This is a genomic window from Enterovibrio gelatinilyticus, from assembly GCF_028683095.1.
Taxonomy (GTDB): domain Bacteria; phylum Pseudomonadota; class Gammaproteobacteria; order Enterobacterales; family Vibrionaceae; genus Enterovibrio; species Enterovibrio gelatinilyticus.
The window spans coordinates 40,958-66,110 of sequence record NZ_JAJUBC010000018.1 but is presented as its reverse complement, the minus strand read 5'-3'; the positions used below and the strand labels follow the sequence as shown (position 1 = coordinate 66,110).

Annotated in this window: 22 protein-coding genes; 12 read left to right on the top strand and 10 right to left on the bottom strand. The window is 45.7% G+C overall.

Features of this window, described 5'->3' with window-relative positions; all coding sequences use genetic code 11:
• Window positions 1–37: 37 nt before the first annotated feature.
• From LRP50_RS15725 to bioA, 8 genes are all read right to left on the bottom strand, one after another.
• Window positions 38–877: an energy-coupling factor transporter transmembrane component T family protein gene (locus tag LRP50_RS15725; RefSeq protein WP_274165408.1), complete on the bottom strand. Its 840-nt coding sequence runs from the start codon at window positions 875–877 to the stop codon at window positions 38–40.
• Window positions 874–2,568, bottom strand: a complete 1,695-nt coding sequence (locus LRP50_RS15720) for an ABC transporter ATP-binding protein (protein ID WP_274165407.1) — start codon at window positions 2,566–2,568, stop codon at window positions 874–876. Before LRP50_RS15720 ends, LRP50_RS15725 begins: the two co-directional genes overlap by 4 nt.
• An 8-nt stretch (window positions 2,569–2,576) precedes the next feature.
• Window positions 2,577–3,125 carry an ECF-type riboflavin transporter substrate-binding protein gene (locus tag LRP50_RS15715; RefSeq protein ID WP_274165406.1) on the bottom strand — a complete coding sequence of 183 codons (549 nt, stop codon included), beginning with the start codon at window positions 3,123–3,125 and terminating at the stop codon, window positions 2,577–2,579.
• Window positions 3,126–3,407: 282 nt separating this feature from the next.
• Complete coding sequence (gene sstT / locus LRP50_RS15710; protein WP_274165405.1) at window positions 3,408–4,646, bottom strand: serine/threonine transporter SstT; 1,239 nt, start codon at window positions 4,644–4,646, stop codon at window positions 3,408–3,410.
• A gap of 351 nt (window positions 4,647–4,997) precedes the next feature.
• Entirely contained in the window at window positions 4,998–5,669 is a 672-nt protein-coding gene (locus LRP50_RS15705; protein WP_337992920.1) for a ChrR family anti-sigma-E factor, read from the bottom strand.
• Window positions 5,662–6,294 carry a sigma-70 family RNA polymerase sigma factor gene (locus LRP50_RS15700; protein WP_274165403.1) on the bottom strand — a complete coding sequence of 211 codons (633 nt, stop codon included), beginning with the start codon at window positions 6,292–6,294 and terminating at the stop codon, window positions 5,662–5,664. Before LRP50_RS15700 ends, LRP50_RS15705 begins: the two co-directional genes overlap by 8 nt.
• Before the next feature lie 66 nt (window positions 6,295–6,360).
• Window positions 6,361–6,924 carry an LON peptidase substrate-binding domain-containing protein gene (locus LRP50_RS15695; protein ID WP_274165402.1) on the bottom strand — a complete coding sequence of 188 codons (564 nt, stop codon included), beginning with the start codon at window positions 6,922–6,924 and terminating at the stop codon, window positions 6,361–6,363.
• 51 nt (window positions 6,925–6,975) lie between these two features.
• Window positions 6,976–8,244 (bottom strand): adenosylmethionine--8-amino-7-oxononanoate transaminase, encoded by a 1,269-nt coding sequence (gene bioA, locus LRP50_RS15690; protein ID WP_274165401.1) that lies wholly within the window; start codon window positions 8,242–8,244, stop codon window positions 6,976–6,978.
• A gap of 177 nt (window positions 8,245–8,421) precedes the next feature.
• Between bioA and bioB the strand changes: the two genes are divergently transcribed.
• From bioB to bioD, 4 genes are read left to right on the top strand one after another with little or no spacing between them, the layout of a single operon-like run.
• Window positions 8,422–9,474, top strand: coding sequence for a biotin synthase BioB (gene bioB, locus LRP50_RS15685; protein ID WP_274165400.1), 1,053 nt, complete (start codon window positions 8,422–8,424; stop codon window positions 9,472–9,474).
• Window positions 9,475–9,490: 16 nt separating this feature from the next.
• Entirely contained in the window at window positions 9,491–10,663 is a 1,173-nt protein-coding gene (gene bioF / locus LRP50_RS15680) for an 8-amino-7-oxononanoate synthase (RefSeq protein WP_274165399.1), read from the top strand.
• Window positions 10,660–11,475 carry a malonyl-ACP O-methyltransferase BioC gene (gene bioC, locus LRP50_RS15675; protein ID WP_274165398.1) on the top strand — a complete coding sequence of 272 codons (816 nt, stop codon included), beginning with the start codon at window positions 10,660–10,662 and terminating at the stop codon, window positions 11,473–11,475. The genes bioF and bioC overlap by 4 nt, the downstream gene beginning before the upstream one ends.
• Window positions 11,468–12,157, top strand: a complete 690-nt coding sequence (gene bioD / locus LRP50_RS15670) for a dethiobiotin synthase (RefSeq protein ID WP_274165397.1) — start codon at window positions 11,468–11,470, stop codon at window positions 12,155–12,157. The genes bioC and bioD overlap by 8 nt, the downstream gene beginning before the upstream one ends.
• A gap of 128 nt (window positions 12,158–12,285) precedes the next feature.
• Here bioD and LRP50_RS15665 read toward each other — a convergent pair whose 3' ends face one another.
• Window positions 12,286–12,459, bottom strand: coding sequence for a hypothetical protein (locus LRP50_RS15665; protein WP_028025297.1), 174 nt, complete (start codon window positions 12,457–12,459; stop codon window positions 12,286–12,288).
• Between the two features lie 283 nt (window positions 12,460–12,742).
• Between LRP50_RS15665 and htpX the strand changes: the two genes are divergently transcribed.
• The 6 genes from htpX (at window position 12,743) to LRP50_RS15635 (ending at window position 20,764) form a co-directional block, all read left to right on the top strand.
• Window positions 12,743–13,624: a protease HtpX gene (htpX, locus tag LRP50_RS15660; RefSeq protein WP_274165396.1), complete on the top strand. Its 882-nt coding sequence runs from the start codon at window positions 12,743–12,745 to the stop codon at window positions 13,622–13,624.
• A gap of 156 nt (window positions 13,625–13,780) precedes the next feature.
• Window positions 13,781–14,140, top strand: coding sequence for a VOC family protein (locus tag LRP50_RS15655; protein ID WP_274165395.1), 360 nt, complete (start codon window positions 13,781–13,783; stop codon window positions 14,138–14,140).
• A 199-nt stretch (window positions 14,141–14,339) separates the two neighbouring features.
• Complete coding sequence (locus LRP50_RS15650; protein WP_274165394.1) at window positions 14,340–16,658, top strand: penicillin acylase family protein; 2,319 nt, start codon at window positions 14,340–14,342, stop codon at window positions 16,656–16,658.
• A 331-nt stretch (window positions 16,659–16,989) separates the two neighbouring features.
• Window positions 16,990–18,612, top strand: coding sequence for a DUF1800 domain-containing protein (locus LRP50_RS15645; protein WP_274165393.1), 1,623 nt, complete (start codon window positions 16,990–16,992; stop codon window positions 18,610–18,612).
• Window positions 18,609–19,928 carry a DUF1501 domain-containing protein gene (locus LRP50_RS15640; protein WP_274165392.1) on the top strand — a complete coding sequence of 440 codons (1,320 nt, stop codon included), beginning with the start codon at window positions 18,609–18,611 and terminating at the stop codon, window positions 19,926–19,928. Before LRP50_RS15645 ends, LRP50_RS15640 begins: the two co-directional genes overlap by 4 nt.
• Window positions 19,929–20,191: 263 nt before the next feature.
• Window positions 20,192–20,764, top strand: a complete 573-nt coding sequence (locus LRP50_RS15635; RefSeq protein WP_274165391.1) for a class I SAM-dependent DNA methyltransferase — start codon at window positions 20,192–20,194, stop codon at window positions 20,762–20,764.
• Window positions 20,765–20,831: 67 nt separating this feature from the next.
• On the opposite strand, the gene punC is transcribed toward LRP50_RS15635, so the two are convergent.
• Window positions 20,832–22,124: a purine nucleoside transporter PunC gene (gene punC / locus LRP50_RS15630; protein ID WP_274165450.1), complete on the bottom strand. Its 1,293-nt coding sequence runs from the start codon at window positions 22,122–22,124 to the stop codon at window positions 20,832–20,834.
• A gap of 85 nt (window positions 22,125–22,209) precedes the next feature.
• Between punC and punR the strand changes: the two genes are divergently transcribed.
• A complete protein-coding gene (gene punR, locus LRP50_RS15625) occupies window positions 22,210–23,112 on the top strand; it encodes a DNA-binding transcriptional activator PunR (RefSeq protein ID WP_274165390.1) in 903 nt (300 codons plus the stop codon).
• Between the two features lie 115 nt (window positions 23,113–23,227).
• Window positions 23,228–25,075: a bifunctional helix-turn-helix transcriptional regulator/alpha/beta hydrolase gene (locus LRP50_RS15620; protein WP_274165389.1), complete on the top strand. Its 1,848-nt coding sequence runs from the start codon at window positions 23,228–23,230 to the stop codon at window positions 25,073–25,075.
• The last annotated feature ends 78 nt before the right edge of the window (window positions 25,076–25,153 follow it).

Here is a 25,153-nt window from a genome sequence, read left to right as displayed (position 1 = left end):
GCCTCATCTCGTTAACACTGGCGTTTGAAAAACGTTGCTAAAACGGATACCAGATAGTCGCTGCTTCTGAAGAACGTTTGAAAATCGCTAGCGCCACCAATAGCGCAATAACAGCTAGCGCAATACCATCTTTGGCTGTTAGAGGGCGAGAGTGATACCAAGTTCGTTTTGGGTTTCTGCCAAATCCACGTAGCGTCATGGCGTTGGATATTTCATCTGCTCGATCAAGGCTTGAGAAAATGAGTGGAATAAGAATTTTCGCCACACCTCTAAATCGTTCCATAAGCGGTGCATTTTTCGAGAAATCAACGCCACGAGCTTGTTGCGCGTGCATGATATTCACAAAGTCATTCTTCACTTCAGGCAAATAGCGCAATGTAAGGCTAACGGCATAAGCGATTTTGTAAGGAACACCAATACGATTCAGGCTTGAGGCGAACTCGGTTGGATGGGTGGTAAAGACAAACACCAACGCAATAGGGAACATACTGAAATACTTCAGTGTCACGGTACACAGGTAGAACAGTGTTTCTTGTGTTAGTGAATAGTTACCCGGTAACGAAACTAGAGGCGTGGTTGTTCCAATCCACTCTGGACCCTGTTGTGGCGCAACAATAAACATGAATACGGCATTCATGCTGAGTACGCTCAACGTGCCGAGCAAAAGCGGCTTATACACCCGAAAAGCAACGCCCGTCATGTTAAGCAGCGCCAAGCCAAGTGCGACCATGCTTAAAATGATGCGCAAATCGAAGGTGGTAAGCACAACCGTTACCCATGCCATGAACAAGGCGAACTTGGTGATGCCATTGAGTGCATGCAGAGGGGAGTTTGTATCAATGTAGTTGATACCAAACTTCATCTTCGACGCTTTCATTTGGTATTGCTCTCAGTTTGAATGAATTGCTGCATAAATCCGTTGATGTCTTTGATTCCTACTCGGTCAGCGATCTGATAGAGGCTGGTTGTAGCAAGGTTTGCTTGGTCAAGCAGATTGGGTTGACTGAAAACGGAGGTCATTGGCGCATCGGCAATTAACTTGCTGTCGGCGATCACAATTGAGCGAGTCGTGTATTCGAGCACCAAATGCATGTCGTGCGAGATGATCATAACGGTGATGCCACGTTCTTTGTTTAGGCGCTGAATGAAAGAAAGCATTGCGCTGTAATTACGATAATCCTGACCTGCTGTGGGCTCATCAAGAACCAGCAATTCTGGCTCCATCACCAAAATTGACGCAATGGTTACGCGTTTTTTCTGGCCATAACTCAATGCATCAATAGGCCAATGACGATATTTACTTAATCCACAGAGTTCGAGAGCGTTTAGCGCACGCTGCTCGATGTCTTCTTCGCTGAGGCCTAGATTTTTAAGGCCAAAACTCACTTCGTCCATGATCATATGATGAGAAATCATATGATTTGGGTTTTGCATGACGACACCAACTTTCTTGCTACGCTCGAAAATTGAAAGTTGGCTGAAATCTTCACCATTAAAACAGATCGTGCCAGAGTCAGGTTCGAGCACGCCCATAATGAGTTTGGTGATGGTGGATTTTCCTGAACCATTCTTACCAAGAACAGACACGATTTCACCGCGATTGACTGAAAATGATACGTCTTCCAACGCATTCTTTTCGCCATCGTATGAATAGGTTAGCCCTTCAATGTTTAATAGTGGCTCGGCGTCTGGCTGCCCGTCGTTAGGCGTATATTCCTCTGCCCATTGCAGCAAAGGTGTTGCAAACTGGTCAACATCAAGCAAGTTGAGATAAGCAGGATTATCAGATTCCGAAAGATGACAACCTGCGTGTTTCAATGCTGAAAGATACAGAGGTTGGCGAATACCGTGCTCGTGAAGTAAACCTGACATCAAAATGGCATTTGGCGTGGTGTCAGCGACAATGGAACCATTATCCATCAAGATCACGCGATCGACGGTGTGTGTCAGGACATCTTCAAGGCGATGCTCAATGATGATGATGGTTTTACCAGTGTCACGGTGCAATTGATCGATGATCTCAATCGTGCGTTTGCCCGTTTTAGGGTCGAGCGCCGCTAACGGTTCGTCAAACAGCAACACATCAACGTCATCAACCAAGATGCCAGCGAGCGATACACGCTGCTTTTGACCGCCAGATAAATCATGTGGCGCATGGTTGAGTAGCGTTTCTAAGTCGACCATTTTGGCCGTAGCCTTGACCAAAGGGTACATGTCAGCCACTGAGACACATTGGTTTTCCAATGCGAAGGCAATGTCTTCTCCCACACTGAGACCAACAAATTGGCTGTCAGTGTCTTGCAAAACGGTGCCGACTTTCTCTGTGTATTCCACCAAAGACATCTTTTGGCTGTTTTTGCCATCAATCAGCAACTCGCCGTGAATGTGGCCTTCAATAGCATGTGGGATGAGTCCATTAATACATTGACCCAGCGTGGATTTACCGCTGCCGCTAGGGCCAATGATGAGGACTTTTTCGCCCTTTTCAATACGAAGGTTGATGCCTTTAAGTGTCGGATTGACTAATGCATCGTAGCGAAAGGTAAAGTTCTTAAATTCGATGGACATATTGGCGCTTAAGCCTCTTCCAAATTACGGTACTGGCTGTTGCGTTTGGCTACGGATTGCAGAATGAAATACCCCACAACAGTGACCAACAAAGCGTTACCTGCGGCAATAATACAGAGCTGAATAAATACCTTGGTAAAGGGTTCTGCGTATAACAAGGTGTCCAAAAATGCTGAACAGCCATAACCCAATACATTGCCCAATAAAGCGAGCAGTGAGAAAAGTACGATATCTATCGTTGGGAAACGGCCATATTTAAGACGATTCTTAGTGAGCATAGGAAAGAAGCCGATGACCATACCCACAATGCCAGAACCCAATACCCAAGTGAGCCATACGCCCCATCCTGCGAAAAGGTCGGTAACCCAGTGACCGATAAAACCGACAAAGAAGCCAACGCCGGGACCAAAGAGCACAGAGAAAAGTGCAAGGATAGCCATTGCTGGTTTTAGCGTTGTATTGGCGAATACGGGAATACCAAACATGGGCAAACCGCCAATACCATAAAGTGCCGCGCCAATCGCAATGATAACGACAGTTTTCGCTGAAAAATTCATAGATAACCCTTGGTGCCAGAGTGCTTTAGTGCAACACCTGACACGAACTTGAATGCTTTTGTTGATGTGCTTCACAAAAATGAGGCGGGATTATATAGGATAACCGCCAAAAAAAGAAAGCTATCAGTCTAGACGTCTACAACGCTGTGTAAACCATGATAGACAGAATGCTGGTGGGATGAGCAATCAATGTTGGGATTGTGGGTTGTTTGGGAAAACGAGGAGCTGAAGGGAGAAAAAGGAAAAAAGGCGCCGAAGCGCCTTTCTCGTAGTCAGTGTATTTTATTTGGCGATTTTTTCTTGCATTGCTTTCATCTCAACCGCTCGGCAAGCCGCGGCAGTGAAGACAACATCGGTTGAACTGTTCAATGCAGTTTCTGCCGAATCTTGAACCACACCAATAATGAAACCGACAGCAACAACTTGCATGGCGATATCACTTGGGATGCCAAATAGATTACATGCTAGTGGGATCAGGAGTAGTGAGCCACCAGCGACACCTGATGCGCCGCAAGCAGAGATAGCGGCGACAATGCTTAGTAGTATGGCTGTGGCTAAATCTACTTGAATACCAAGAGTGTGAACGGCCGCTAGCGTCAGTACGGTAATGGTAATCGCCGCACCACCCATGTTAATGGTAGCGCCAAGTGGAATGGAGACCGAGTAAGTGTCTTCATCCAATTTCAGCTTGTTACAAAGCTGCAAGTTGACTGGAATGTTCGCTGCTGAGCTGCGAGTGAAGAATGCGGTTACGCCACTTTCTCGTAGGCATTGGAATACCAACGGATAAGGGTTCGTGCGTGTTTTAACGTAAACGATGAGCGGGTTTATGACCAGTGCGATAAATGCCATGCTGCCCAGAAGTACGCTTAACAGATGCGCGTAACCGATCAGGGCTTCGAATCCTGTCTCTGCGAAGGTATTTGCCACAAGGCCAAAAATACCAATCGGAGCAAGTTTAATAATAAAACGTACGATGAACGATACACTCTCCGCAACGTCTCCGAATACGGTTTTGGTGGTTTCTGACGCATGATGCAATGCGATACCTAAACCGATTGCCCACGCCAAAATACCAATGAAATTACCTGTCATCAGTGCGTTAATTGGGTTATCGACCACATTGAAAAGCAATGTTGAGATAACTTGAGCAATACCTTCCGGCGGAGAAATTGCTGCTGTAGATGCAGTCAACGTCAGCATGGTAGGGAAAATAAAACTCATGGTAACGGCTGTGATCGCTGCTGCAAATGTACCGACAAGGTAGAGCGCGACAATGGGACGCAAGTGCGTGTTTTGACCTTTACGCTGGTTTGCAATTGAAGCAGCCACGAGGACAAAGACAAGGATGGGTGCGACAGCTTTTAGTGCGCTGACGAAAAGGCCACCTAGAAAGCCAACGGCTTTTGCACTGTCTGGTGAAATGCTCGCCAGAACAACACCCGCAATAATACCGATCAAGATCTGGAGCACCAGACTTGAATTGGTCATGCGAGAAAGAGGGGAGGATATTTGCTTCATTTTTATCTCACTTCACTGTGTTTACCTGAGTAACCATCAGTTTCTGGTTACTTGGTTATAAAACCCAAGCCGTCCAAACGTTAATGATAAACATTTGGGTGTCGGGAAAGCTGTTAACGAGTGGTTAGCGTTAGGATTAAATCAGGTGAATGAGTGCTCTGTAAAGTGATAATTAGATCATAATCTTTTATTTTTATATCAACTCATGATTTTGTGGTGAACAATAATTAATCTACGATGTAAAATATTGTCGCTATTATTGTATGGTTATTGTAAGCAGGCCAAAAAAAAAGCACCTCAGATAAGGTGCTTTCTTTGCAGGTATTGAATGCTTATAACATATTCAGATGACTAATAAATAACACGTCCTACCGCGTTCAGTATCTGGCTAACGCCTTTAGTAAAGTGCAATGGTGCATCAGCCACCGTGTAACATAAACAGCCATCACGGGTCTGCGGCGTATGATGATTTTCACTGTCCAAAAGGATGAAATCACCGGGTACATATTGGTCATGTTCATCTTCAAACTGACCACTGAGCAGCAGTGTCACTTCTATGCCTTTGTGTGTGTGGCTCGGCACTCCGCCATTCATCCCAATGTGAAGTAAGCTGGCGTGAGTGTTACCTTCATTCAATGGCAAACGTGCTCGGCTTATTGCACCAATACTGCTCCAGCCCAAATGATGATAACGACGCAATGCAGTTGGGAGTGTGTAACGCTCGCCAGCCACATCGATATTTGCTTCTGGTGAAGCGGAGACTAGAGTAATTGGCAATTGCTCATCGCTCATGATGGAGGCCATCATGGCTTCAAATTCATCATTTTCTATCTCTTGCTTCTCATCGTCTTGTTGCGGTGCACTGAAAGCCAATTCTGCCGCTTGATTTTCAAATGCTACAAGTTTCTTTGCGCAAACCTCACACATTTCACTGTGTGCTGCGACTGCAATTGACATTGAAGCGGGGAGTGTACCCGCAGCGTGAGCGATTAGAAGTTCGTCGGCCGGGTGATACTTAATCATCATTCACCTCCAAATGAGTGCGCAGTTTTTGCAACCCCAAACGCAGGCGTGATTTTATCGTGCCTAAGGGGACATTAAGTTGATCGGCAAGTTCTTGGTGGGTAAGTTGCTTGATGTAAACACCCTGCACCACTTGCTTTTGAAGATCAGGGAGTAAATCAATATACGAAAAAAGCTGAGTCTGTAATTGATTTTGAAGTGCATCGTCTTCTTGGTCGCCGGACTCTCCGTCAATGAGTGGCCAAATATCACCACTCAAGCAGTCTTCGCGATTACTCTTCACTTTACGAAGCATGTCGAAGCTCACGTTACGCATAATAGTGAATATCCAAGTGGATGCGCCACCTTTTGCACCATTATATAGGTGAGCTTTACGCCACACCAAAAGCATGGTTTCTTGAACCAGCTCAAGGGCTTGCCCATCGGCTCGCAAGTGCCTAAGTCCGTAGGACTTCACCTTTGGAGCGAAATGCTTGAACAAAGCAGCATAAGCGGACTGATCTCTGTCTTCCGCGACACGATGAAGTAATTCAGCCAGATGTTCCGGAGAGTTTGCTGACATAGTGTTTTTACTACTCGGACTGTTTATTGATTTCCTAGTATATGTGCCTTCGACCAATTCCATGATGATTGAATCCTAAAATTGCAAATAGAATCATGACTTACATAACGAACCGCATCAAAAAATGGATCACTCTTCTCGAATATTTTCTTCTTTTAATAAAACAGAGATGAACTGTTTGGCTTCTTCGAGATCGGTTTGGGCAATAAACCATTGTCTTTGATTATTGGCGAGAGGCAGCACCTCTAGCCATCGTTGGCATACCCAGTTCAGGTCATCAAAGTGTCGTTCAGAACCATATTGAGCGGCGTGTTCTGGGTGTGCTTCAAACAGTGCTAACAGTGCGTCACCGAGAAAGTCTGGATGTTCTCTGCTGGCTTCCCAGGTGGGTAATGCTTCTGCGTCTGCCACCCAAAGTCCATCTGCTTCTTGCCCTATGTTCGACAGTTTCACACGCTTTATCCCTTTGATGGTCACCCCAAGCAGACCATCAGGCAAGGTTTCGAAATCGATGATCTTAACGTGGGTACCGAAGGAACAAAGCGAATCACCTTCTTTCATTGCCAACACGAATCCTTGATTATCTTTCATTGATTCTTTTACAAGCCTCACATAGCGAGGCTCAAAAATGCGCAATCGGCTTACACCTTCGGGCAAAAGAAACAGGGGTAGTGGAAATAGACCTAATTGCATTTTTACCTCCATAAATCGTATTCAAATTTACGGGGAGAAAGCACTTGTCGATCACATTAGGTCCACCAAGGCGTTGTTAATAGCATCAATAAGTTGCTTTAGCTGTGCTTCGGTCATGTCATATGGGGGCATGATGTAAATGAGTCGACCGAAAGGGCGGATCCAAACTCCTGATTTAACAAAGTGTTCTTGAATGGTTGATACATTAACGCTGTCATAGGTTTCTACCACGCCAATCGCACCCAACCAACGCACGTCCTTCACGCAATCTAGGTGGCGAAGTTGAGGAAGCAATTGCGAAAGATGGTGCTCGATACCTAGCACTTTTTCTTGCCACGGCGTTTCTAGCAGTAGCGACAAACTTGCATTGGCAACCGCACTGGCAAGCGGATTTCCCATAAATGTGGGGCCGTGCATAAAGCAGCCAGCTTCACCACTACATACCGTGTCGGCAACATGTTTGGTGGTGACTGTCGCTGCCATTGTCATGTAACCCCCAGTTAACGCTTTTCCTAAGCACATAATGTCGGGCGAAATCCCGGCATGTTCACAAGCAAAGCGTTTTCCTGTTCGTCCAAAGCCTGTGGCTATCTCGTCACAAATGAGCAAAACGCCATGTTCATCGCAAAGCTCTCGAACGCGCTTTAGGTAGGTTGGGTGGTAGATACGCATTCCACCTGCACCTTGCACGATGGGTTCTAAGATCACGGCGGCAATATTCTCGAGATTGGCTTCGAGTTTTGTTTTGAAATCGGTGATGTCTGACTCATTCCACTCATCATGGAAACCGCATTCAGGAGAGTCTGCAAAAATGTGTTCGGGTAGGAAGCCTTTATACAGTTTATGCATTGAGTTATCTGGGTCAGTGACAGACATCGCTGCAAAACTGTCGCCGTGATAACCGTGACGTAGGGTTAAGAAGGTCGACTTTGGCTTGCCCTTGGCGTGCCAATATTGCAGCGCCATTTTTAAGGCGACTTCCACTGATATGGATCCTGAGTCGCACAGGAACACTTTTTCTAGTGGTGCGGGTGTCATCTCGACCAGTTTTTTGCACAAATTGATGGCGGGGTCGTGCGTGATGCCACCAAACATAACGTGCGACATTTTACCCACTTGCTCTGTAATGGCTTGATTTAAAACAGGGTGATTGTAGCCGTGAATTGCTGCCCACCAAGAAGACATACCATCGAGAAGCTGTGTGCCATCTTCCAAATACAAGTACATGCCTTCCGCACGAGAGACCGGATAGCAGGTTAATGGGTTAAGGGTTGACGTATAAGGGTGCCATATATGGTCACGATCAAAAGCTAAGTCCATGTTCAAATAATGTCCAGTTGTAAACCATGCATTGTTGTCAATGTTGACATTGTAAGGGTAGACCTTACACTGAACAAGTCATCAATCTCCAAATGACATCGATATAACAGGACAAGCGAATAGAGATTGGCAGGTTGCTGGGTATACGCGTTATTTAATCAAGTTGAGGTAATACAGGTGGAAGTTCGCCATAACTGGACTGTCGAAGAAGTACAGGCCCTTTTTGAAAAACCGTTTATGGATCTGATGTTTGAAGCACAACAGGTTCACCGACAGTATCAAGCGCTCAATCATGTTCAGGTCAGCACATTGTTGTCGATTAAAACTGGAGCTTGCCCTGAGGATTGCAAATACTGCCCTCAAAGCGCGCATTATCGCACTGATGTGGAAAAAGAGCGTCTGCTCGAAGTAGAACGTGTGCTTGATGCCGCAGAAAAAGCAAAACACTCTGGCGCGACACGTTTTTGCATGGGCGCGGCGTGGAAGAATCCGAAAGCTCGTGACATGCCTTACCTGAAAGAAATGATTCAAGGCGTGAAAGGCATGGGTCTTGAAACTTGCATGACACTTGGCATGTTGACGCCTGATCAAGCGGATGAATTGGCGGTAGCGGGTCTCGACTACTACAACCACAACCTTGATACCTCCCCAGAATACTATGGCAATGTGATTACAACTCGCACCTACCAAGACCGTTTAGATACGCTTTCACATGTTCGCGACGCGGGCATGAAAGTGTGTTCTGGCGGGATCATCGGATTGGGCGAAAATGCCCGCGATCGTGCAGGCCTGCTGGTGGAATTGGCTAATTTACCGCATCACCCTGAAAGTGTGCCAATTAACATGTTGGTTAAGGTGAAAGGCACGCCGTTAGAAGAAGTCGAAGATGTTGACCCGTTCGATTTCGTCCGCATTATTGCTGTTGCTCGCATCATCATGCCGGAATCTGCGGTTCGTTTATCGGCAGGGCGCGAAAATATGAATGAACAAATGCAAACGTTGTGCTTTATGGCGGGTGCTAATTCTATTTTCTACGGCTGTAAGCTGCTTACCACCCCTAACCCAGATGAAGATGCAGATATGCAATTGTTCAAAAAGCTGGGTATCAACCGTGAGCAGGCCGTACAAAAACCAGATGAAATTCAAGAAGAAGCGTTGCTATCTCAAGTGGCTGAACGCGTGGCTTCTCGTCCAAATAAAGACGATCTTTTCTACGAAGCCAACGTCTAAGAGCGCGTAAACCATTATGCGTCAAGACAGTCATCTACAACGACGTATCGAGCAAAAGCTCGATACGCGTCGCCAGCAGAAATTGCTCCGAAACGTCAGCGCTTTCCATCATCAAGATGGAAAGCTCTTTGACACCGATAACCAGCCTTACGTGAATTTCTCAGGCAATGACTATTTGGGGTTGGCGCACGATCCTTCCGTGATCAAAGCGTGGCAAGACGGTTTGGAGCAATTTGGTGCGGGCAGCACAGCATCACCATTAGTGACGGGGTTTACCCGCGCTCATCAACATCTAGAACATACGTTGTGCGATTGGTTGGGTTTTGAGCGTGCACTCTTGTTTAACAGCGGCTTTTCGGCTAATCAAGCGGTGATTTTTTCGTTGCTTGAGAAACAAGATGTTTTACTGCAAGACAAACTGAATCATGCGTCGTTGATGGAAGCTGGGATGCTGTGTGACGCAAAAATGCAGCGCTTTCCTCACAACAACATCAATAAACTCAAGTCACTGCTTCAGGCCAATGAGCAAACACCAGCGCGCTTTGTGGTGACAGAGGGTGTATTTAGCATGGATGGAGACTTGTCTCCGTTGGCAGAAATAAGAGCTGCATGCGATGAGCATGATGCGTGGTTAATGGTTGATGATGCACATGGTGTGGGTGTGTTGGGCGACGAAGGGCAAGGAAGTGCGCACCTTGCCAATGTGAAGCCTGATATTTTGGTTGTCACCTTTGGAAAGGCGTTTGGAATGATGGGTGCGGCAGTGTTGTGCAGTGAACAGGTCCATGATTACTTCACTCAATTTGCTCGGCATTACGTTTACTCAACCGCTATGCCGCCCGCTCAGGCACATGCGCTTTCTCATACTCTCTCGATGATTCGCACGCAATCTTGGCGTCGTGAAAAGCTATCTGCATTGTCTGATTGCTTTCACAACGAATTAAAAAACTGTACAGAGGTGGTAGACACCATAACGCCAATCAAACCTGTTGTACTTGGGGACGTCGAAAAAATGCAGTTGGTCGCATCCAATCTAAAAAAGGATGGATTTTTAACTGGGGCGATTCGTCCACCCACCGTACCCGTAAACACAGCACGTCTTCGAATCACTTTATCGGTAAATCAATCTGAAACGCAGGTAAAAGACCTCGCCGTTTTACTCCGTCGTTGTATTGAGGAGGGCGAATGAGCCAAGCAGTATCATTTCAACTCGAGGCTTCTCTCTTGGAGAGTGAAGAAAAATCCGCTATTAAAGACGCGTTCAGCCGCGCGGCCACGACCTACGATAAAAGTGCTGCTTTCCAGCGTCGAGTGGGTCATGAACTCATGGCTCAAGTATCGGAGTGGCAGAATAAGACTGTCCTCGATTTAGGCTGTGGGACGGGCTACTTCAGCGAAAAAATAGCGCTTAAAGGCGCTCATGTCATTGCGCTGGACCTATCAGAGAAAATGTTAGAACAGGCCAGAGTAAGGTGTGGCAATACGCTACAGTACCTTTCTGGTGATGCAGAATCACTTCCGCTTGCTGATGACAGTGTGGATTTGGTGTTCACATCTTTGGCTTTGCAATGGTGCAATGATCTTTCTGTTCCATTACGTGAAATGAGACGGGTCGTAAAACCTGGTGGGACTATATTGTTTTCGACCTTGCTTGACGGTTCGCTGTACGAACTGAAGCAAGCATGGTGTGAAATTGATGCGCGTCAACACGTGAATACTTTTCTAACGCCAAACCAGATAAATATTGCGCTTGCGCAAGCTGGCATCGTAAATCACCACATAGAATGCCAAACGTTAACGGAGAGATATCCGTCTGCACTGGCGCTAATGAAAGACCTCAAAGGTATTGGCGCAACACATTTATCAGAGGGTAGAGAGGCGGGATTGGTTGGCAAGCGAACCTTTATGGCACTAGAGAATGCATACAGACAATTTCAGTTAAGTGAAGGAATCGTACCCGCAACCTATCAAGTTTGCTTTGGAGCGATAAAGAATGACTAAAAGCTATTTCGTGACAGGCACAGACACTGAAGTAGGAAAGACTGTGGCTTCAATGGCCATCATGCAAGCAGTCGCGAAAGCAGGCTATAGCGTGGTTGGTTACAAACCCGTAGCAGCGGGCAGTAAAGAAACTGAAGATGGACCGATGAATTCAGATGCCATTCGTCTTCGTGAATGCACGACGGTTGATGTGGACTATGAAGAAGTTAATCCAAGCCTTTTGCATGCTGCCTGTTCACCGCATATTGCAGCAGAGCTAGAAAATACCACTGTGGATTTTGCTCAGTTGAGCCGAGGGTTGAAGAACATCCAAACCAAAGCTGATTTTACGTTAGTTGAAGGTGCGGGTGGCTGGCGAGTACCTGTGAGTTACGACAGCACGTTGGCAGATTGGGTTGGGCAAGAGAAATTGCCTGTTATTTTGGTTGTAGGGATAAAACTTGGTTGCTTGAACCATGCCTATTTAACGGCAGAAGCCGTTCGACGAGATGGGCTAGAAATTGTTGGATGGGTGGCTAACAGAGTCAATCCAGGAACAGAGCACTACAGCGACATTGTAAAGACATTGGAGCATCACTTGGGCGCTCCTAAATTGGGGGAGATCCCTTACATGCCTGCCATTAAGTCGAGAGATTTAAGCGGCTATATCGACATTAGTCCACTAGGATTGTCGCCTGTTTAAGTGTTCTCGCCAGGCTAAGGGCTGTTACCTGCTGTCAGCATGAAAAAAGCCAGCGTTAGCTGGCTTTTTAAACGTTCTAGTCAAAATTCCGATGACATTACACGTGGTAAGTCATGATCAATTTCGAATTATTTGTCTTCTGACAGCAGTCCCATCAAAGACTCCTGCACATCTGAAATTTGTTTAATCTTTTGGTTCTCGTCATCGGCGAGTCCTAGCTCAGCACAAGCTTCGTCGAAGCTCATCCCTAAGTGACAGCAAAGGATATCGATTGCGACGCGATAATTTTCTTTGTCAGCCATTGTTTTCTCTCCTTAGAAACGCACTCACTATGGAGCACTTAAACGCATCAAATGAGGCACTCACCTTTTGAACACACATTATTCTTGATTGGCTATTATTTCAACTCGACCAAAGTCTAATTTCGTCTTGAAACCTAGACCGTTCACTATCCTTTTTTAAAAATAGCATAAGCAGCCCGTTACAATAATTTACGTTTGAATTTGCTACGCAGGCTTGTTTTTCGACAGTTTGACCCTACTATCACACCCATAGCGCTTCAATCATTCGGAGACAAATTCAGTAATGAAACGCATATCTTTATTTTTGTTAACCAACCTAGCGGTTCTTTTCGTATTCAGCATTGTGCTGAATATCGTTTATGCCGTGACTGGCATGCAACCAGGCAGTTTGTCAGGTTTACTTGTGATGGCAGCTCTGTTTGGTTTCGGTGGCTCGTTGATTTCACTCTTTATGTCGAAATCAATGGCACTGCGCTCTGTAGGCGGTCAGGTCATCGAGCATCCACGCAATGAAACTGAGCATTGGTTGATGAACACAGTGAGTCGCCAAGCACAGACAGTAGGCATTGGTATGCCGACTGTGGCTATCTATTACTCAGATGATATCAACGCATTCGCAACGGGCGCCAAGCGCGATGACTCTCTGGTTGCTGTATCGAGTGGCTTGTTGGAAAACATGACACGCGATGAAGCAGAAGCAGTTCTCGCTCATGAAATTAGCCACATAGCAAATGGTGACATGATCACCATGACGTTAATGCAAGGTGTGGTGAATACCTTCGTTATCTTTATTTCTCGTTTGATTGCAGGTGCAATTAGCGGCATGAATAATAACGACGAAGAAGGGGAGAGCGGTGGTAGCTTTATCACTTACTTCCTTGTGTCATCAGCGCTAGAAATCGTTTTTGGTATGTTGGCGAGCATTCTGACCATGTGGTTTAGTCGTCATCGCGAATTCAAAGCGGACGCAGGATCTGCCCATTTGGTGGGTAAAGAGAAGATGATCGCGGCGCTAGAAAGGCTAAAAGTGAGCCATGAAAGCCGCTTAGAAGGTTCTATGATGGCGTTTGGTATCAATGGCAAAAAGTCTTTGAGCGAACTGTTCATGACTCACCCACCGCTGGATAAGCGCATTGATGCACTTCGTCGTGGTGAGCACTTGTAATTAGACTGTCTTAACGCTAATAAAACGCCTCCATTTACTGGGGGCGTTTGTATTTTTGTCTCGTCGAAAACTATATTGGACTAATGTTACTGATAACAAGATCGGATAATACCTTGATGTACGGGTATAAATCCTTAACAAATCAAAGAGGTAACAATGAATCCTGTAGGATGGTTTGAAATTGCTGTGACTGATATAGAGCGTGCGATTACGTTTTATGAAAATGCGCTTGGAGTGAGTCTGGCTCGCAAGGAAATGGGCGGCACACAGATGGCTTGGTTTCCTGTCGAAGAGGGCAACGCTTATGGTGCAACCGGGACGCTTATACAAAGTGCAGACTGTTCTCCTGGTTCTTCATCCACTGTGATCTATTTTAACGTTAATAGCATCGACGATGTGATAGCGCGTGTGGCAGAGAGCGCTGTTTTACACCCTAAAACCCAGATAGGCGATTCTGGGTTTTATGCGCATATAGAGGACAGTGAAGGTAACAGAGTGGGTATACACTGCCATTGATCTTTTGTTTGTAAAGTTAGGCAAACAAACATAATTGACAGCGAAAGCGCTGTCTTTTGGCGATCTCTGTAACAAATGAGCCTAATTATTGAGCGGTTTTCTCTGGGCACGCGTTAGCATTATCGGATAACGTTCAGTGTACAGATTTGCACGGTTATGCTTTTGCATATGGTGCATTGGCCAACAACCAGGGAGGGGCATGTTAAAAGTCATCAAGTTTTTTTTTACCGCTGTGATTTTGCTTGCTCTTCTCGCTACTGCGTTGGTTTACGGAGCACTTGCTCTCAGTCTTCCTGCATTAACCGGCGTGTCGACGGTTGATGTTCTCTCTGATACCACTTATTTACAACGTGATGACTTAGGCACGGCTATTGTTGTTGCCCAAAATCGAGCGGATGCATCTTATGCGTTGGGTTATGCACACGGCCAGGATCGCTTTTTCCAAATGGATTTGCTCAGGCGAAATGCGGCGGGGGAGTTATCTGAATTTTTTGGTATAGCGGCTCTTCCACGTGATGAATTAACGCGTTTTCATCTTTTTCGAAAACGCAGTCGTGACATTGTGAATCAATTACCTAGTCAGCATCGCCAACAGCTTGAAGCGTATGCGAAAGGGGTTAATGATGCGGTGTCTCATTCCACTTTCCCATCGTTTGAATATCTGGTCACCCAAACTGATCGTGAGCCATGGTTGCCTGAAGATTCACTGCTCGTAATATTTAGTATGTACCTTGATTTGCAAGGACGAAGCTTAAAGCGTGACCTTACCTTTGGTGTGATTGAGAACCATTTTGGACCCGAAATGGTGGCTTTTTTGTCACAGCCCAGTAAATACCAAGCCGCTTTAGATGGCAGTCGGTTCGAACTAAAAAAAGTCGACATTCCTTTACTACCAACTCAAAGCGTTAGTGCCGCACTGGTTCATGATATTGATGAGTCCCCGCTTGTTGGCAGTAACAACTGGGCCGTAGGAGGTTCGCTGACTCGTAATGGGCTAGCGATGCTATCTGATGATATGCATCTAGGTATTAATGTTCCCGTAATTTGGTATCGGGCCCAACTCAATTATCAACAAGACGGAAAACCTCTCCAAATAACAGGTGTCACATTGCCGGGTGCGCCCGCCGTAGTTGTCGGCGCGAATGGTCATATCGCATGGGGATTTACTAATGGGTATATGGATACGGCCGACTGGTATGAGTTGGGAGCCGAAGATAAAACCACTTTTGTCTTGGAAGATATTCCAACTAAGCAAGGTAACCATAAGTACCTCCTTGAAATGAGTGAAATTGGGCCTGTTACCATCTTGGGAGGGAAAAAATATGCACTGTCTTGGGTGGCTTATCAAAAGTATGCCGTTAATTTGAATCTGCTGAATTTAGAAACATCAGAAACGGTAGACGCGGCATTATCCGCGTGTAAAGACGCGGGTATACCCGTGCAAAACATGGTGGTGGCGGACAAAGAAGGCAACATTGGATGGCAAGCGACAGGTGCGATCCCTGACAGGCGTATGCCTGCACAAAGGCCACTACCTGCCTCCCAATATGATCTGGCATGGCATAACCAAGCGAAAGATGTCCCGTTTGTGGTGAACCCCAAACGCTCAATGGTTTGGACAGGAAATAGTCGAGTCGTTAGTACAAAACAAGATGCGCGATTTGGTAATGGAGGATATGCATTGGGGGCTCGCAGCGCTCAAATTAAGCAGCGTTTGTTTGAGAAAGATCTTTTTGACCCTGAAGATTTCTATCGCATTCAATTGGATAACGAAGCATATTTTCTTGACCGCTGGCATACCGTTTTACTGGCCGTGCTGCAAAAAGATACGGCTCGCTTTGCCGAAGATATTAAGGAGGTCGAGAATTGGCAACGCTGTGCATGTGCTGACTCTGTGGGTTATACCCTTGTAAGAAAATATCGAGATGCGTTAATGGATTCGCTTTTTGCGCCACTAGAAACGCAACTGGCAAAAAGTGATCTCAGCTTGGGTGTGTTAGAGCGGCAATTGGAGCCTGCACTCTGGCAGTTGGTTTCAGAAAAACCGGAAAGTTGGCTTCCCAATGGTCAGGGTGATTGGGACGTATTTTTTGCCGATACGTATGAGAAAATGCGCGACGATCTCATGCTGAAAATGACGGACCATGTTGACGGCTCCCTTCAGGCGCTTCGATGGGGCGATGTAAACCAGTTAAACGTTCAGCATCCATTTAGCCGACAAATTCCACTATTGAGCTCGTTATTGGATATGCCTAAAGCACCAGGGTTTGGTGATAGGTATATGCCAGCTGTCCAGGGCCAAAGTTTTGGCGCGTCGCAGCGGTTAATTGTTCAACCGGGAGACGAAGTTAATGGCATCCTGACGTTGCCTGGTGGTCAGAGTGGTCACCCTTTATCTCCTTTTTATCGTAAAGGATTCGATGAGTATATCGAGCAAGCGTCTACACCCTTGTTGCCCGCCCAGCCGATTTACCAAATTGTATTCACACGACATCAGTCATCAAGCATTGATCACTGAGCCTCAGATCCCTCCCTCTTAACGTCTAATATTCTCCTAGTAACAGAAAGCAAAAGTGCAAAGAGAGAAAAGGTATTGTTGCGAGTAGAATATAGGGAATAGCACACAAGTGTCTGATTAGTTAACACTAATCAATATAGATAATTAATATAAATATCATTGTGATGTGAAGGTTTTTGTATGTCCGTATCGACAGTGAGACACAAATATATGCACAAACATAAGTTGCTGTAAATAATCAATATATCAAGTAACGCAAAGATGAGATTGTCACTTTTTTTTAGAGGAGTGACCAATAACTCAGTCATTTTAATTCTTAAGAGTTTAAATTATGAATATTCTTGTTTGCGATTCGGGTGATTCAAAATTGATATTTGGTGCCAATACTAAGTCTCAAGAATGCCCAACCAAACTTCGGGTATTTGATATGCAATTTGACTCCTTTCAACACGCTTCTCGTTGGCTAGATCTTTCGACATTTGGTCCAAAGCCAGCACAAGCTGAAGCACTTAACAATAAATACGCTAAGGCCTGGTTTGACGAGCAAATCGCTCTTCCAATCAGTTCCCATGTGTCTCAATGTGAAAAGCAGTTTATTGCACAAGGCTTTGGCAAAAAACCGTCACGCTCAACACGTATTCGAGCTTGGTTAGATATCGCACTGTATGGTGAAGACCAGCTCAGGCAGCGCGTTGGCTATGCGTTAAGCCAAATTTTTGTAGCGTCAGATCAAGACGCAACCTTGATCAACCAATCAACCGCGGTCGCTAACTATAACGATTTACTGTGTCAGCACGCTTTTGGTAATTATCGCGAATTACTTAAAGCTGTTTCTTTGTCCCCCGTGATGGGTCAATACCTGACTATGGTAGGGAACAAGAAGGGTGACTCTGCAACGGGCAGACGGCCGGACGAGAATTATGCGCGTGAAATTCTACAGCTATTTTCGATAGGGCTTTATCAGCGCGAACTTGATGGTAGCTATGTTTTAGATGGCAGTGGTTCGCCGATGCCGTGTTATGACGAGAAGGATATTCAGGAACTGGCTCGCGTGATGACAGGTTGGAATTTTTCTGATTCTGAATTTATCTCGCCAATGATCAGTCATGAAAACGACCATGATCGCGGTGAAAAATTCATTCTAGGGCATCTCTTTCCGAAGAACATATCGGCAGTAAAGGAAATGGATATGGTGATGGACATTTTGCTTCATCATCCATCAACAGCCCCAAATATTTGCAGGAATATCATTCAAAGGTTGGTCACGTCTAATCCATCATCGGATTATGTTCGCCGAGTCTCCGAAACCTTTGTCGACAATGGAGCGGGTGAAGCCGGCGATTTAAAAGCCGTGATTTGGGCGGTGCTCACCGATGATGAAGTCTATACGGCACCTTCACAATCAATGAGTAAAGTCAGAGAGCCTTGGTTAACTCTTATTGCAGTATATCGTGCTCTTAACGCTCAACCGGGTGGCGGTAGCGAAGTTGTAGAAACAGATTTGGTGTATTTGAAAACCTGCAATCAATACCCACTTGGTTCCCCTTCCGTGTTTAATTTCTATTTGCCGGATTATGCGCCAAAGGGTGTGGTATCTAACAACAACTTGGTGGCGCCCGAACTACAAATCATTGATTGGGCGCACATTATCAATGTCCATAATTTCATATATGGAATATTAAGATTAAACCTTCAGGATGTGAAAAAGCCCTCAAACAAACAGCTGTATATCAATGTGGAAATTTTCAAGAGCCTTATTGTTGAAAAAGACATTGATGGATTCCTACAAGAAACGTCTTTGCGATTTTTTAATGGAAATATGCCAGAACCACTGAAACACGTTATTCGAGAACAATATAACGGGATGAATCTTGACCCAGGTAAATGGGTGCAACGTCTGTTATTCCTTGCATTGTCCTCACCATATTTTCATGTTCAGGAGAATCGCGCATGAAACTGACTCGACGCCACTTCATCAAAACGGTAGGCGCTGCAAGCGCCGCGGCTTCAGCTCCGTTCAGTTTTAGTACTTATGCAGAAAATGCCGACGACTACAAAGCCCTCGTATGTGTTTTCTTAAACGGGGGCAATGATTTTTTCCATCAAGTGCTGCCGCTAGATAGCTCAAACTACAACAAATTCGCTTCGTCACGTAAAGGCATTGCCGTTCCTCAGCAATCCGTATTGCCAACACACATTGTCGATAATCATGGCGTTGGCTTCGGTGTTCACAAAGCGCTGAAGCCACTAATTCCGCTCCTTGAAAAAGGGAAAGCGACGTTTGCCGTCAATGTTGGACCTTTGCTCGAACCTACGAATAAAAATGACATCGTGAGTGGTCAGGCATCATTACCGCCATATCTGTTTGCACATAATAAACAACAAGAGGTTTGGCAGCACAGTTGGTTTGGCGACCATTATGGTGATCACGGCTGGCTGGGCATGTCTATGGATGTCATCGCAGATGAAATGTCCAGCATGCCAAATTGCTTCTATTCGGGGCCAAATACATTGCTTGATGGTTTCAGTAACGACACCATGTTTCTAAATAGGAATGGTTTTGAAGAACTGAATGCACTCACGAGTGCAGTCGTTCGCCCTAGTTATGAATCAATGGCAACACAGCATTATGATTCACCTTTGGTCGCAGGCTACGCGGAAATGGTTAAGCAAGCCATGAGTGCGCAGGAACAAATGGCACCTGTCGTTGACTCGATTCCACAGGACACACGCATTCCGGCTTCTGGTCTTGGGTCGCAATTACGTGCGGTAAAGCAAATGATTGAAGCGGCACAGATGTTGGGACACAACCGACAAGTGTTCTATGTCTCTATTGGAGGCTTTGATACTCACGATAATCAGGTGAATCGACAAGATGAACTGATGAAAGAGTTTTCAGAAGCTATCGCGGGTTTCTATGAAGCACTAGAAGCTGAAGAGCTGACTGACAACGTGATGACATTTACCATGTCAGAATTCGGTCGAAGCATGCACGACAATGCGAGACAAGGCACTGATCATGGTTGGGGTGGTGGGCAGTATATATTTGGTGGTCACACTCACGGCGGACACTGTTTTGGTCATTACCCTGATTTCACTCGCAATGGTCAAGATGATAATGGAGACGGTAGGTTGATACCTGCCATTGCTCATGAGCAATATGCCGCTTATATGGTGCAATGGTTAGGGTTGAGCAACGGTGCTCTCAATACCGTATTTCCATCATTGTCAACGCTTGGTGGACCAATGAAAGTGCAGGGATTGTCTTAGGGCTTTTTGCCCCCAATGATTCACACTGCCCAGAAAGCCAGAGTTGATTTGCTCTGGTTTTTTGTCTTTGGCATTGTGCTCGGCATCTTGAGGTTGCTTAAGTATATTTCTAAGCCGTAAATAGATAAGTTATACGAGTGATGGTGGTGTGTGATTCACCATTGAATCGTTCATTAATCAATCAAGAAAACGGCAATGGCTAGAAGTTGGAAAAGAATTACCCTAATATTTTGTCCTCTTCACCAAGTAGTAAGGATAGTGGCATGAGTGAAAGCTGGGATGATATGGCAGTAGGATGGGACAGTAACAAAGCTGTTATTGCCTATTCGGACAAAGCCACCCACTCATTAGGTGAGGTATTAAAGACGAAAGGTCTCACGATTTTGGATTTTGGTTGTGGTACTGGGCTGATGACAGAAAAATTGTCACCAGACGCAGCGTCGATTACCGCCATCGATCCTGCTCGGAAGATGATCAGCGTGCTTAACGCTAAAGATTTACATAACGTGACAACCATCGTCGGCGTTGTTGATGAAGCTTTTGTCAGAGAGTGCCGTCAGGCTGGAAAACGTTTCGATTTAATTGTTGCGTCTTCTGCATTGGCATTTGTGGCTGACTATCCAGAAACGATTGCTTTGTTAGCTATGCTGTTGGCAGACAAAGGACTGTTAGTGCAATGGGATTGGGAAAAGAGCGAAGATGAAGGCGCCGGCTTTACGACGAGTGAGGTTCAACAGGCGTACAGTGAAGCAGGTTTGAATCTGATTTCGACCACAAACCCTTTCAGTATGGGTGACATGCGGGTGTTAATGGCTGTTGGTCAGCGTACCGATTAAACGAAAAAACCGCCTCAAAGGGCGGTTTTTTTTATGTCTTCTACAACATCGCGTTGTCATTGATTTATTAAGCGGCTTGCGCATTATCTTCAAACGGAACGCGATTTCCATTCCAGCTCAGTGCTAGGCCCAAGCCCACACTTGCAGCCGCGCCCATCATCACTGCAGATACTGTTAGCAGACCGCTGATAGCCAACGCAGACACAATGCCACTTGCAACAAAACAAATCATGGTTTGCAGGAAGTTAAGTAAACCTGCTGCTGTTGCGCTGCAGTGTTTGAACTCTTCCAGTGCTTTGTTAACAACGATTGGGTAAATAGCACCGTTTGCTGCTGCCAAAAAGCAGAATGGGATCAGTACAGGCCAAATGTTTGTTACATCAGTTTGCCAAGACACCACAAAAATAACGGCAACACTTGCGATGAACAAGCCAACAAACCAAGGCAAAATCGTTGCGCCATCAAATTTGTTTAGCAGGGCACGACAGCTATAACCACCAACAATAAAAGCGATAGTCTGTGGTACATAGCTCATACCAATGTCTGCGCCGCTGTAGCCCATTTCCGTCATGACAAACGGAGAACCCGTCAACCATGCAAAGAAAGCCGCTGAACAGCCAGCAAACACCAGCATGTTACCGATAAACTTGCGAGAGCTAACAATGTGCTTGTAGTCGCTGACGAGCTTTGTCGTGATCTTCTCGTCACTGTTGATGACAGGCGCACTTTCTTTTTGGCGTAAAGTGGCAACCACCAACAATGCACCAAGGCCAACCAAAACAATGAAAATGCTACGCCAGCCAAACTGTGCTTCAAGACCGGCACCCAATAATGGTGCAAGTGCTGGAGATAGGGCGACTAACGGCATAATGGTAGCGAAAACACGTTGAGACGTTTTGCTGTCGTAACGGTCGATCACCACGGCTTGCCAGATCACTGACGCACTGCATGCACCCAACGCTTGAACAAAACGTGCTGCAAGGAAAACTTCAATGCTATCAGCCATAAAGCAGGCAATAGTAGCCACGCTGAACAACGCCATGCCACCAACCAACACCTTGATACGACCAATGCGATCAGAGAGCGGTCCGTAAACGATTTGACCCAATGCCATGCCCAACAGGAACACGGTAAGTGACAGGCCAATCATAGATTGCGATGTGCCCATCTCAAGACGGATGTTTTCAAAAGCGGGTAGGTACATATCAGTTGCTAAAAAGCCGAGCATGCTCAGGGCCGCGAACCAAATCATTGTTGTCATTGGAACAGAGTTTTTCATTTCAGTTGTCCGTTCATGTTTCTTGGGTTTACTTTGTTTCGAAGTGTAACGGTAGCGAAAAGCGGTGTGAAACGTTAATATTTACACATTGCTATCAAAAAATTTGATTCGAATACTTGGCAAGCAATCTTTGTCAGTCTCAGTGGGATGTGAAAAGGTAAATATTATGTTTTCTTATCAAGATCTTCAGGTCGTCGATGCAGTAGCGCGCCGAGGGAGCTTTTCAGCAGCTGCCGAAGAATTGCACAAAGTACCGAGTGCCGTTAGCTACACCATTCGGCAAATGGAAGACAAACTTGCTGTGAATTTATTTGAGCGATTGCATCGCGCTGTCCGTTTGACGCCCGCTGGCGAATTTTTTGTGATTGAAGCGCGTGAATTAATGAAGCGTATGGAAGAAGTTCGAGAGCAGACTCAGCGTGTTGCCAATGGCTGGACGCGGAGTGTGTCGCTCGCGCTTGATAATGTGGTGCGTGAAGACCGCGTCGATTCATTGGTTCGCGATTTCTATGATGCATTCCCTGATGTTGAGCTTCTGCTAACGATGGAAGTGTTCAATGGGGTATGGGATGCCTTGGCTTATGACAGAGCAGACATTGCCATTGGAGCCACGGCTGCCGTGCCTGTTAGCGGTAACTTAAGCTATCGCGACATGGGTATTCTAACGTGGCGTTTTGTTGTCTCTAAAGATCACCCGTTAGCCAATATGAAAGAGCCACTCAAGAGTGACGTGCTTCTTACCTATCCAGCAATTTGTTTGGAAGATACCTCTCGCATACTCCCAAAACGTGCGACGTGGTTGCTGGATAACCAAAGGCGTTTAACTGTTCCTAATTGGCATAGTGCAATTCAGTGCTTTCGAAGCGGGTTAGGGATAGGAGCTATGCCATCTCATATGGCAGAACCTTACTTGGCTTCCGGCGAGTTGGTTGAGAAAACCTTGGTGGAACCGCCCGCTAAGAGTCCTTGTTGCATTGCTTGGCGTTCAGACAAAGAGAGCCCAGCAGTAAACTGGATCCTTGATTACCTTGGTGATGCAGATAAAGCGCATAAGGAGTGGCTTGAGTAGAATGCACTGCATTAGTATCTGTGAATCTGGTGATCATGCTTGACATTGTTACAGTCGGTCGCGTGTTTGAGTCATTAAAATTAGGGTCTGGCTAGTTGTTCGGGTAGTTTGCCTCATGATTGTCTCTAATAAAGAGTTTCACGCCTTGGTCGTTAATATCTACGAAGCGGCCGCAGAGCCTGATAAGTGGCCACAGCTTGCCGCAGCAATAGCGGAGTCAGTTGAAAGGTCGGCTTATAAAGATCTTGAGAATCAACCAGATAAACTGTACGGCAATATCTCTTCACCCCATCAGTCCTCCCAACTTGCGTCACTCCAGAAAACACTTCACCAGATTTCACCATTGGCATTACCTAGTGATCAGGAAGTGGTGGATTACAGTCAGCCGGAGTTTGATGCCATCCTGCTTCGATATTTTCAGAGCGCCATTGGTATCGCTCAAAAACTGAATGCGCAGGAAGCCTACCGTCAGGTAATGTCGTCAGTACTCGACCAGTTACCCATTGCATTAATGATAATTACGAGGGAGGGAGAGATTCTAGAAAGTAATGTTCTGGCCACAGAAATGCAACACTCAGAGAGTTTGTTGGCAGTCAGAGAAGGAAAAGTAGACATTCGTGATAGTGACAGCAGAGCCAACTTGTTCCGAGCAATACGGAATGTTGCAGCGGGTGTCAGTGAGAGCTCAAGCGAAGTATTAATGCTGGGTTCTCAGAGTCATCCTCTTGATAAATTGATGGTGCTACTTAGTGCAATTCAAGGGGCAAATGATGAAGGTGGCGCTCAAAATATCGCCCTGTTTCTTTCTAGCCCGAGGAACCAACCTGTATCAATACCCTTATCGATTGCCAAATACTACGGATTGACTAGAAAGGAGAGTGAAGTGGCCTCTTATTTGGTAAGAGGTTTCTCAGTAAAAGAAATCGCCGATGAAATATTTGTTTCAGAGCACACTGTCAGAAGTCACCTGAAAGCATTGCTGACGAAAACGGAAACACAGCGACAGACAGAATTGGTTCGCATGTTATTGGTGGGGCCGACCCCCCTTTTTGATGAAGTCACGCGTTTCGCCAGTGACAAAGAGCGATTCAACACTCAGGGCCTTAAAAAATTCTTAGTAGATAAAGAACGAGTGATTGCGTACCGAGAGTATGGTCCGGCAGATGGGCCTCCTTTACTCTATCTTCATTGTGTCATTGGCTCGGGTAATGAGCTGGAAATGATGCTAAGCGAGGCGGAAATGCAAGAGTTGGGATTTCGCATCATTGCGCCTGATCGCCCTGGATATGGCAAATCAAGCATGAGTAAGTCCATTTCTTTTGAAGCGTTTGCGCATGATCTGAACCGATTACTCGATCATCTCGGTATCCGCTCTGTTTCAATCTTAGGTTTCTCTATGGGCGCTTTGTATGGATGTGCTCTGGGCGTTTATTACCCGGGACGTGTTAATAAAATTGTCGCAGTCAGTGCAGGATTGGCATCGACGGAAAAAGAAGAGTTTGACCAAATGAATTCGTTGTGGCGAATGAGTAATTTAATGGCCAGGGATATTCCCAAAGCCTATCGCATCATTGCCAATTTAATGTTCATTGCTATTCGAAAGAACCCCGAAAAAGTTTACGAACTTATCGCGACAGATACTGTTGGTAGAGAGGCTGAACTCTTTGCAAACGAATGTTTCAAACAACGCTATTGCCAATATTTGGAATATTCTCTGCAGCAAGGCTTATATGCATTGTGTCGTGAGGTAGAGCAGCTGATGCGCGAATTGAATTTCGACCCATCGGAGATTGCTGCGCCCGTGGTGCTTTGGCATGGATCAAGTGACATGCATGTGCCCATTTCCGTTGCGAGACGTTTTGAGCAACGACTTCTTAATGTGGAGTTTCGTGTTGAGCATGGCGCTAGTCATTTCTTTATTTTCTACAAATTACGAGAGATTTTGGAGTTGGAGTTCAAATAGCACGCCAGTGAGGTAGATGGCGCCGATCAGTGCATCAGAATTAAGAACAGTGAGAGCGAAGAAGCAAGATCACCGAAA

Bases quoted from the DNA above. Each gene is read 5' to 3' on its own strand.
- LRP50_RS15725 (WP_274165408.1), bottom strand. From the start codon at position 877: ATGAAAGCGTCGAAGATGAAGTTTGGTATCAACTACATTGATACAAAC.
- LRP50_RS15720 (WP_274165407.1), bottom strand. From the start codon at position 2,568: ATGTCCATCGAATTTAAGAACTTTACCTTTCGCTACGATGCATTAGTC.
- LRP50_RS15715 (WP_274165406.1), bottom strand. From the start codon at position 3,125: ATGAATTTTTCAGCGAAAACTGTCGTTATCATTGCGATTGGCGCGGCA.
- sstT (WP_274165405.1), bottom strand. From the start codon at position 4,646: ATGAAGCAAATATCCTCCCCTCTTTCTCGCATGACCAATTCAAGTCTG.
- LRP50_RS15705 (WP_337992920.1), bottom strand. From the start codon at position 5,669: ATGATTAAGTATCACCCGGCCGACGAACTTCTAATCGCTCACGCTGCG.
- LRP50_RS15700 (WP_274165403.1), bottom strand. From the start codon at position 6,294: ATGGAATTGGTCGAAGGCACATATACTAGGAAATCAATAAACAGTCCG.
- LRP50_RS15695 (WP_274165402.1), bottom strand. From the start codon at position 6,924: ATGCAATTAGGTCTATTTCCACTACCCCTGTTTCTTTTGCCCGAAGGT.
- bioA (WP_274165401.1), bottom strand. From the start codon at position 8,244: ATGGACTTAGCTTTTGATCGTGACCATATATGGCACCCTTATACGTCA.
- bioF (WP_274165399.1), top strand. From the start codon at position 9,491: ATGCGTCAAGACAGTCATCTACAACGACGTATCGAGCAAAAGCTCGAT.
- bioC (WP_274165398.1), top strand. From the start codon at position 10,660: ATGAGCCAAGCAGTATCATTTCAACTCGAGGCTTCTCTCTTGGAGAGT.
- bioD (WP_274165397.1), top strand. From the start codon at position 11,468: ATGACTAAAAGCTATTTCGTGACAGGCACAGACACTGAAGTAGGAAAG.
- LRP50_RS15665 (WP_028025297.1), bottom strand. From the start codon at position 12,459: ATGGCTGACAAAGAAAATTATCGCGTCGCAATCGATATCCTTTGCTGT.
- htpX (WP_274165396.1), top strand. From the start codon at position 12,743: ATGAAACGCATATCTTTATTTTTGTTAACCAACCTAGCGGTTCTTTTC.
- LRP50_RS15655 (WP_274165395.1), top strand. From the start codon at position 13,781: ATGAATCCTGTAGGATGGTTTGAAATTGCTGTGACTGATATAGAGCGT.
- LRP50_RS15650 (WP_274165394.1), top strand. From the start codon at position 14,340: ATGTTAAAAGTCATCAAGTTTTTTTTTACCGCTGTGATTTTGCTTGCT.
- LRP50_RS15645 (WP_274165393.1), top strand. From the start codon at position 16,990: ATGAATATTCTTGTTTGCGATTCGGGTGATTCAAAATTGATATTTGGT.
- LRP50_RS15640 (WP_274165392.1), top strand. From the start codon at position 18,609: ATGAAACTGACTCGACGCCACTTCATCAAAACGGTAGGCGCTGCAAGC.
- LRP50_RS15635 (WP_274165391.1), top strand. From the start codon at position 20,192: ATGAGTGAAAGCTGGGATGATATGGCAGTAGGATGGGACAGTAACAAA.
- punR (WP_274165390.1), top strand. From the start codon at position 22,210: ATGTTTTCTTATCAAGATCTTCAGGTCGTCGATGCAGTAGCGCGCCGA.
- LRP50_RS15620 (WP_274165389.1), top strand. From the start codon at position 23,228: ATGATTGTCTCTAATAAAGAGTTTCACGCCTTGGTCGTTAATATCTAC.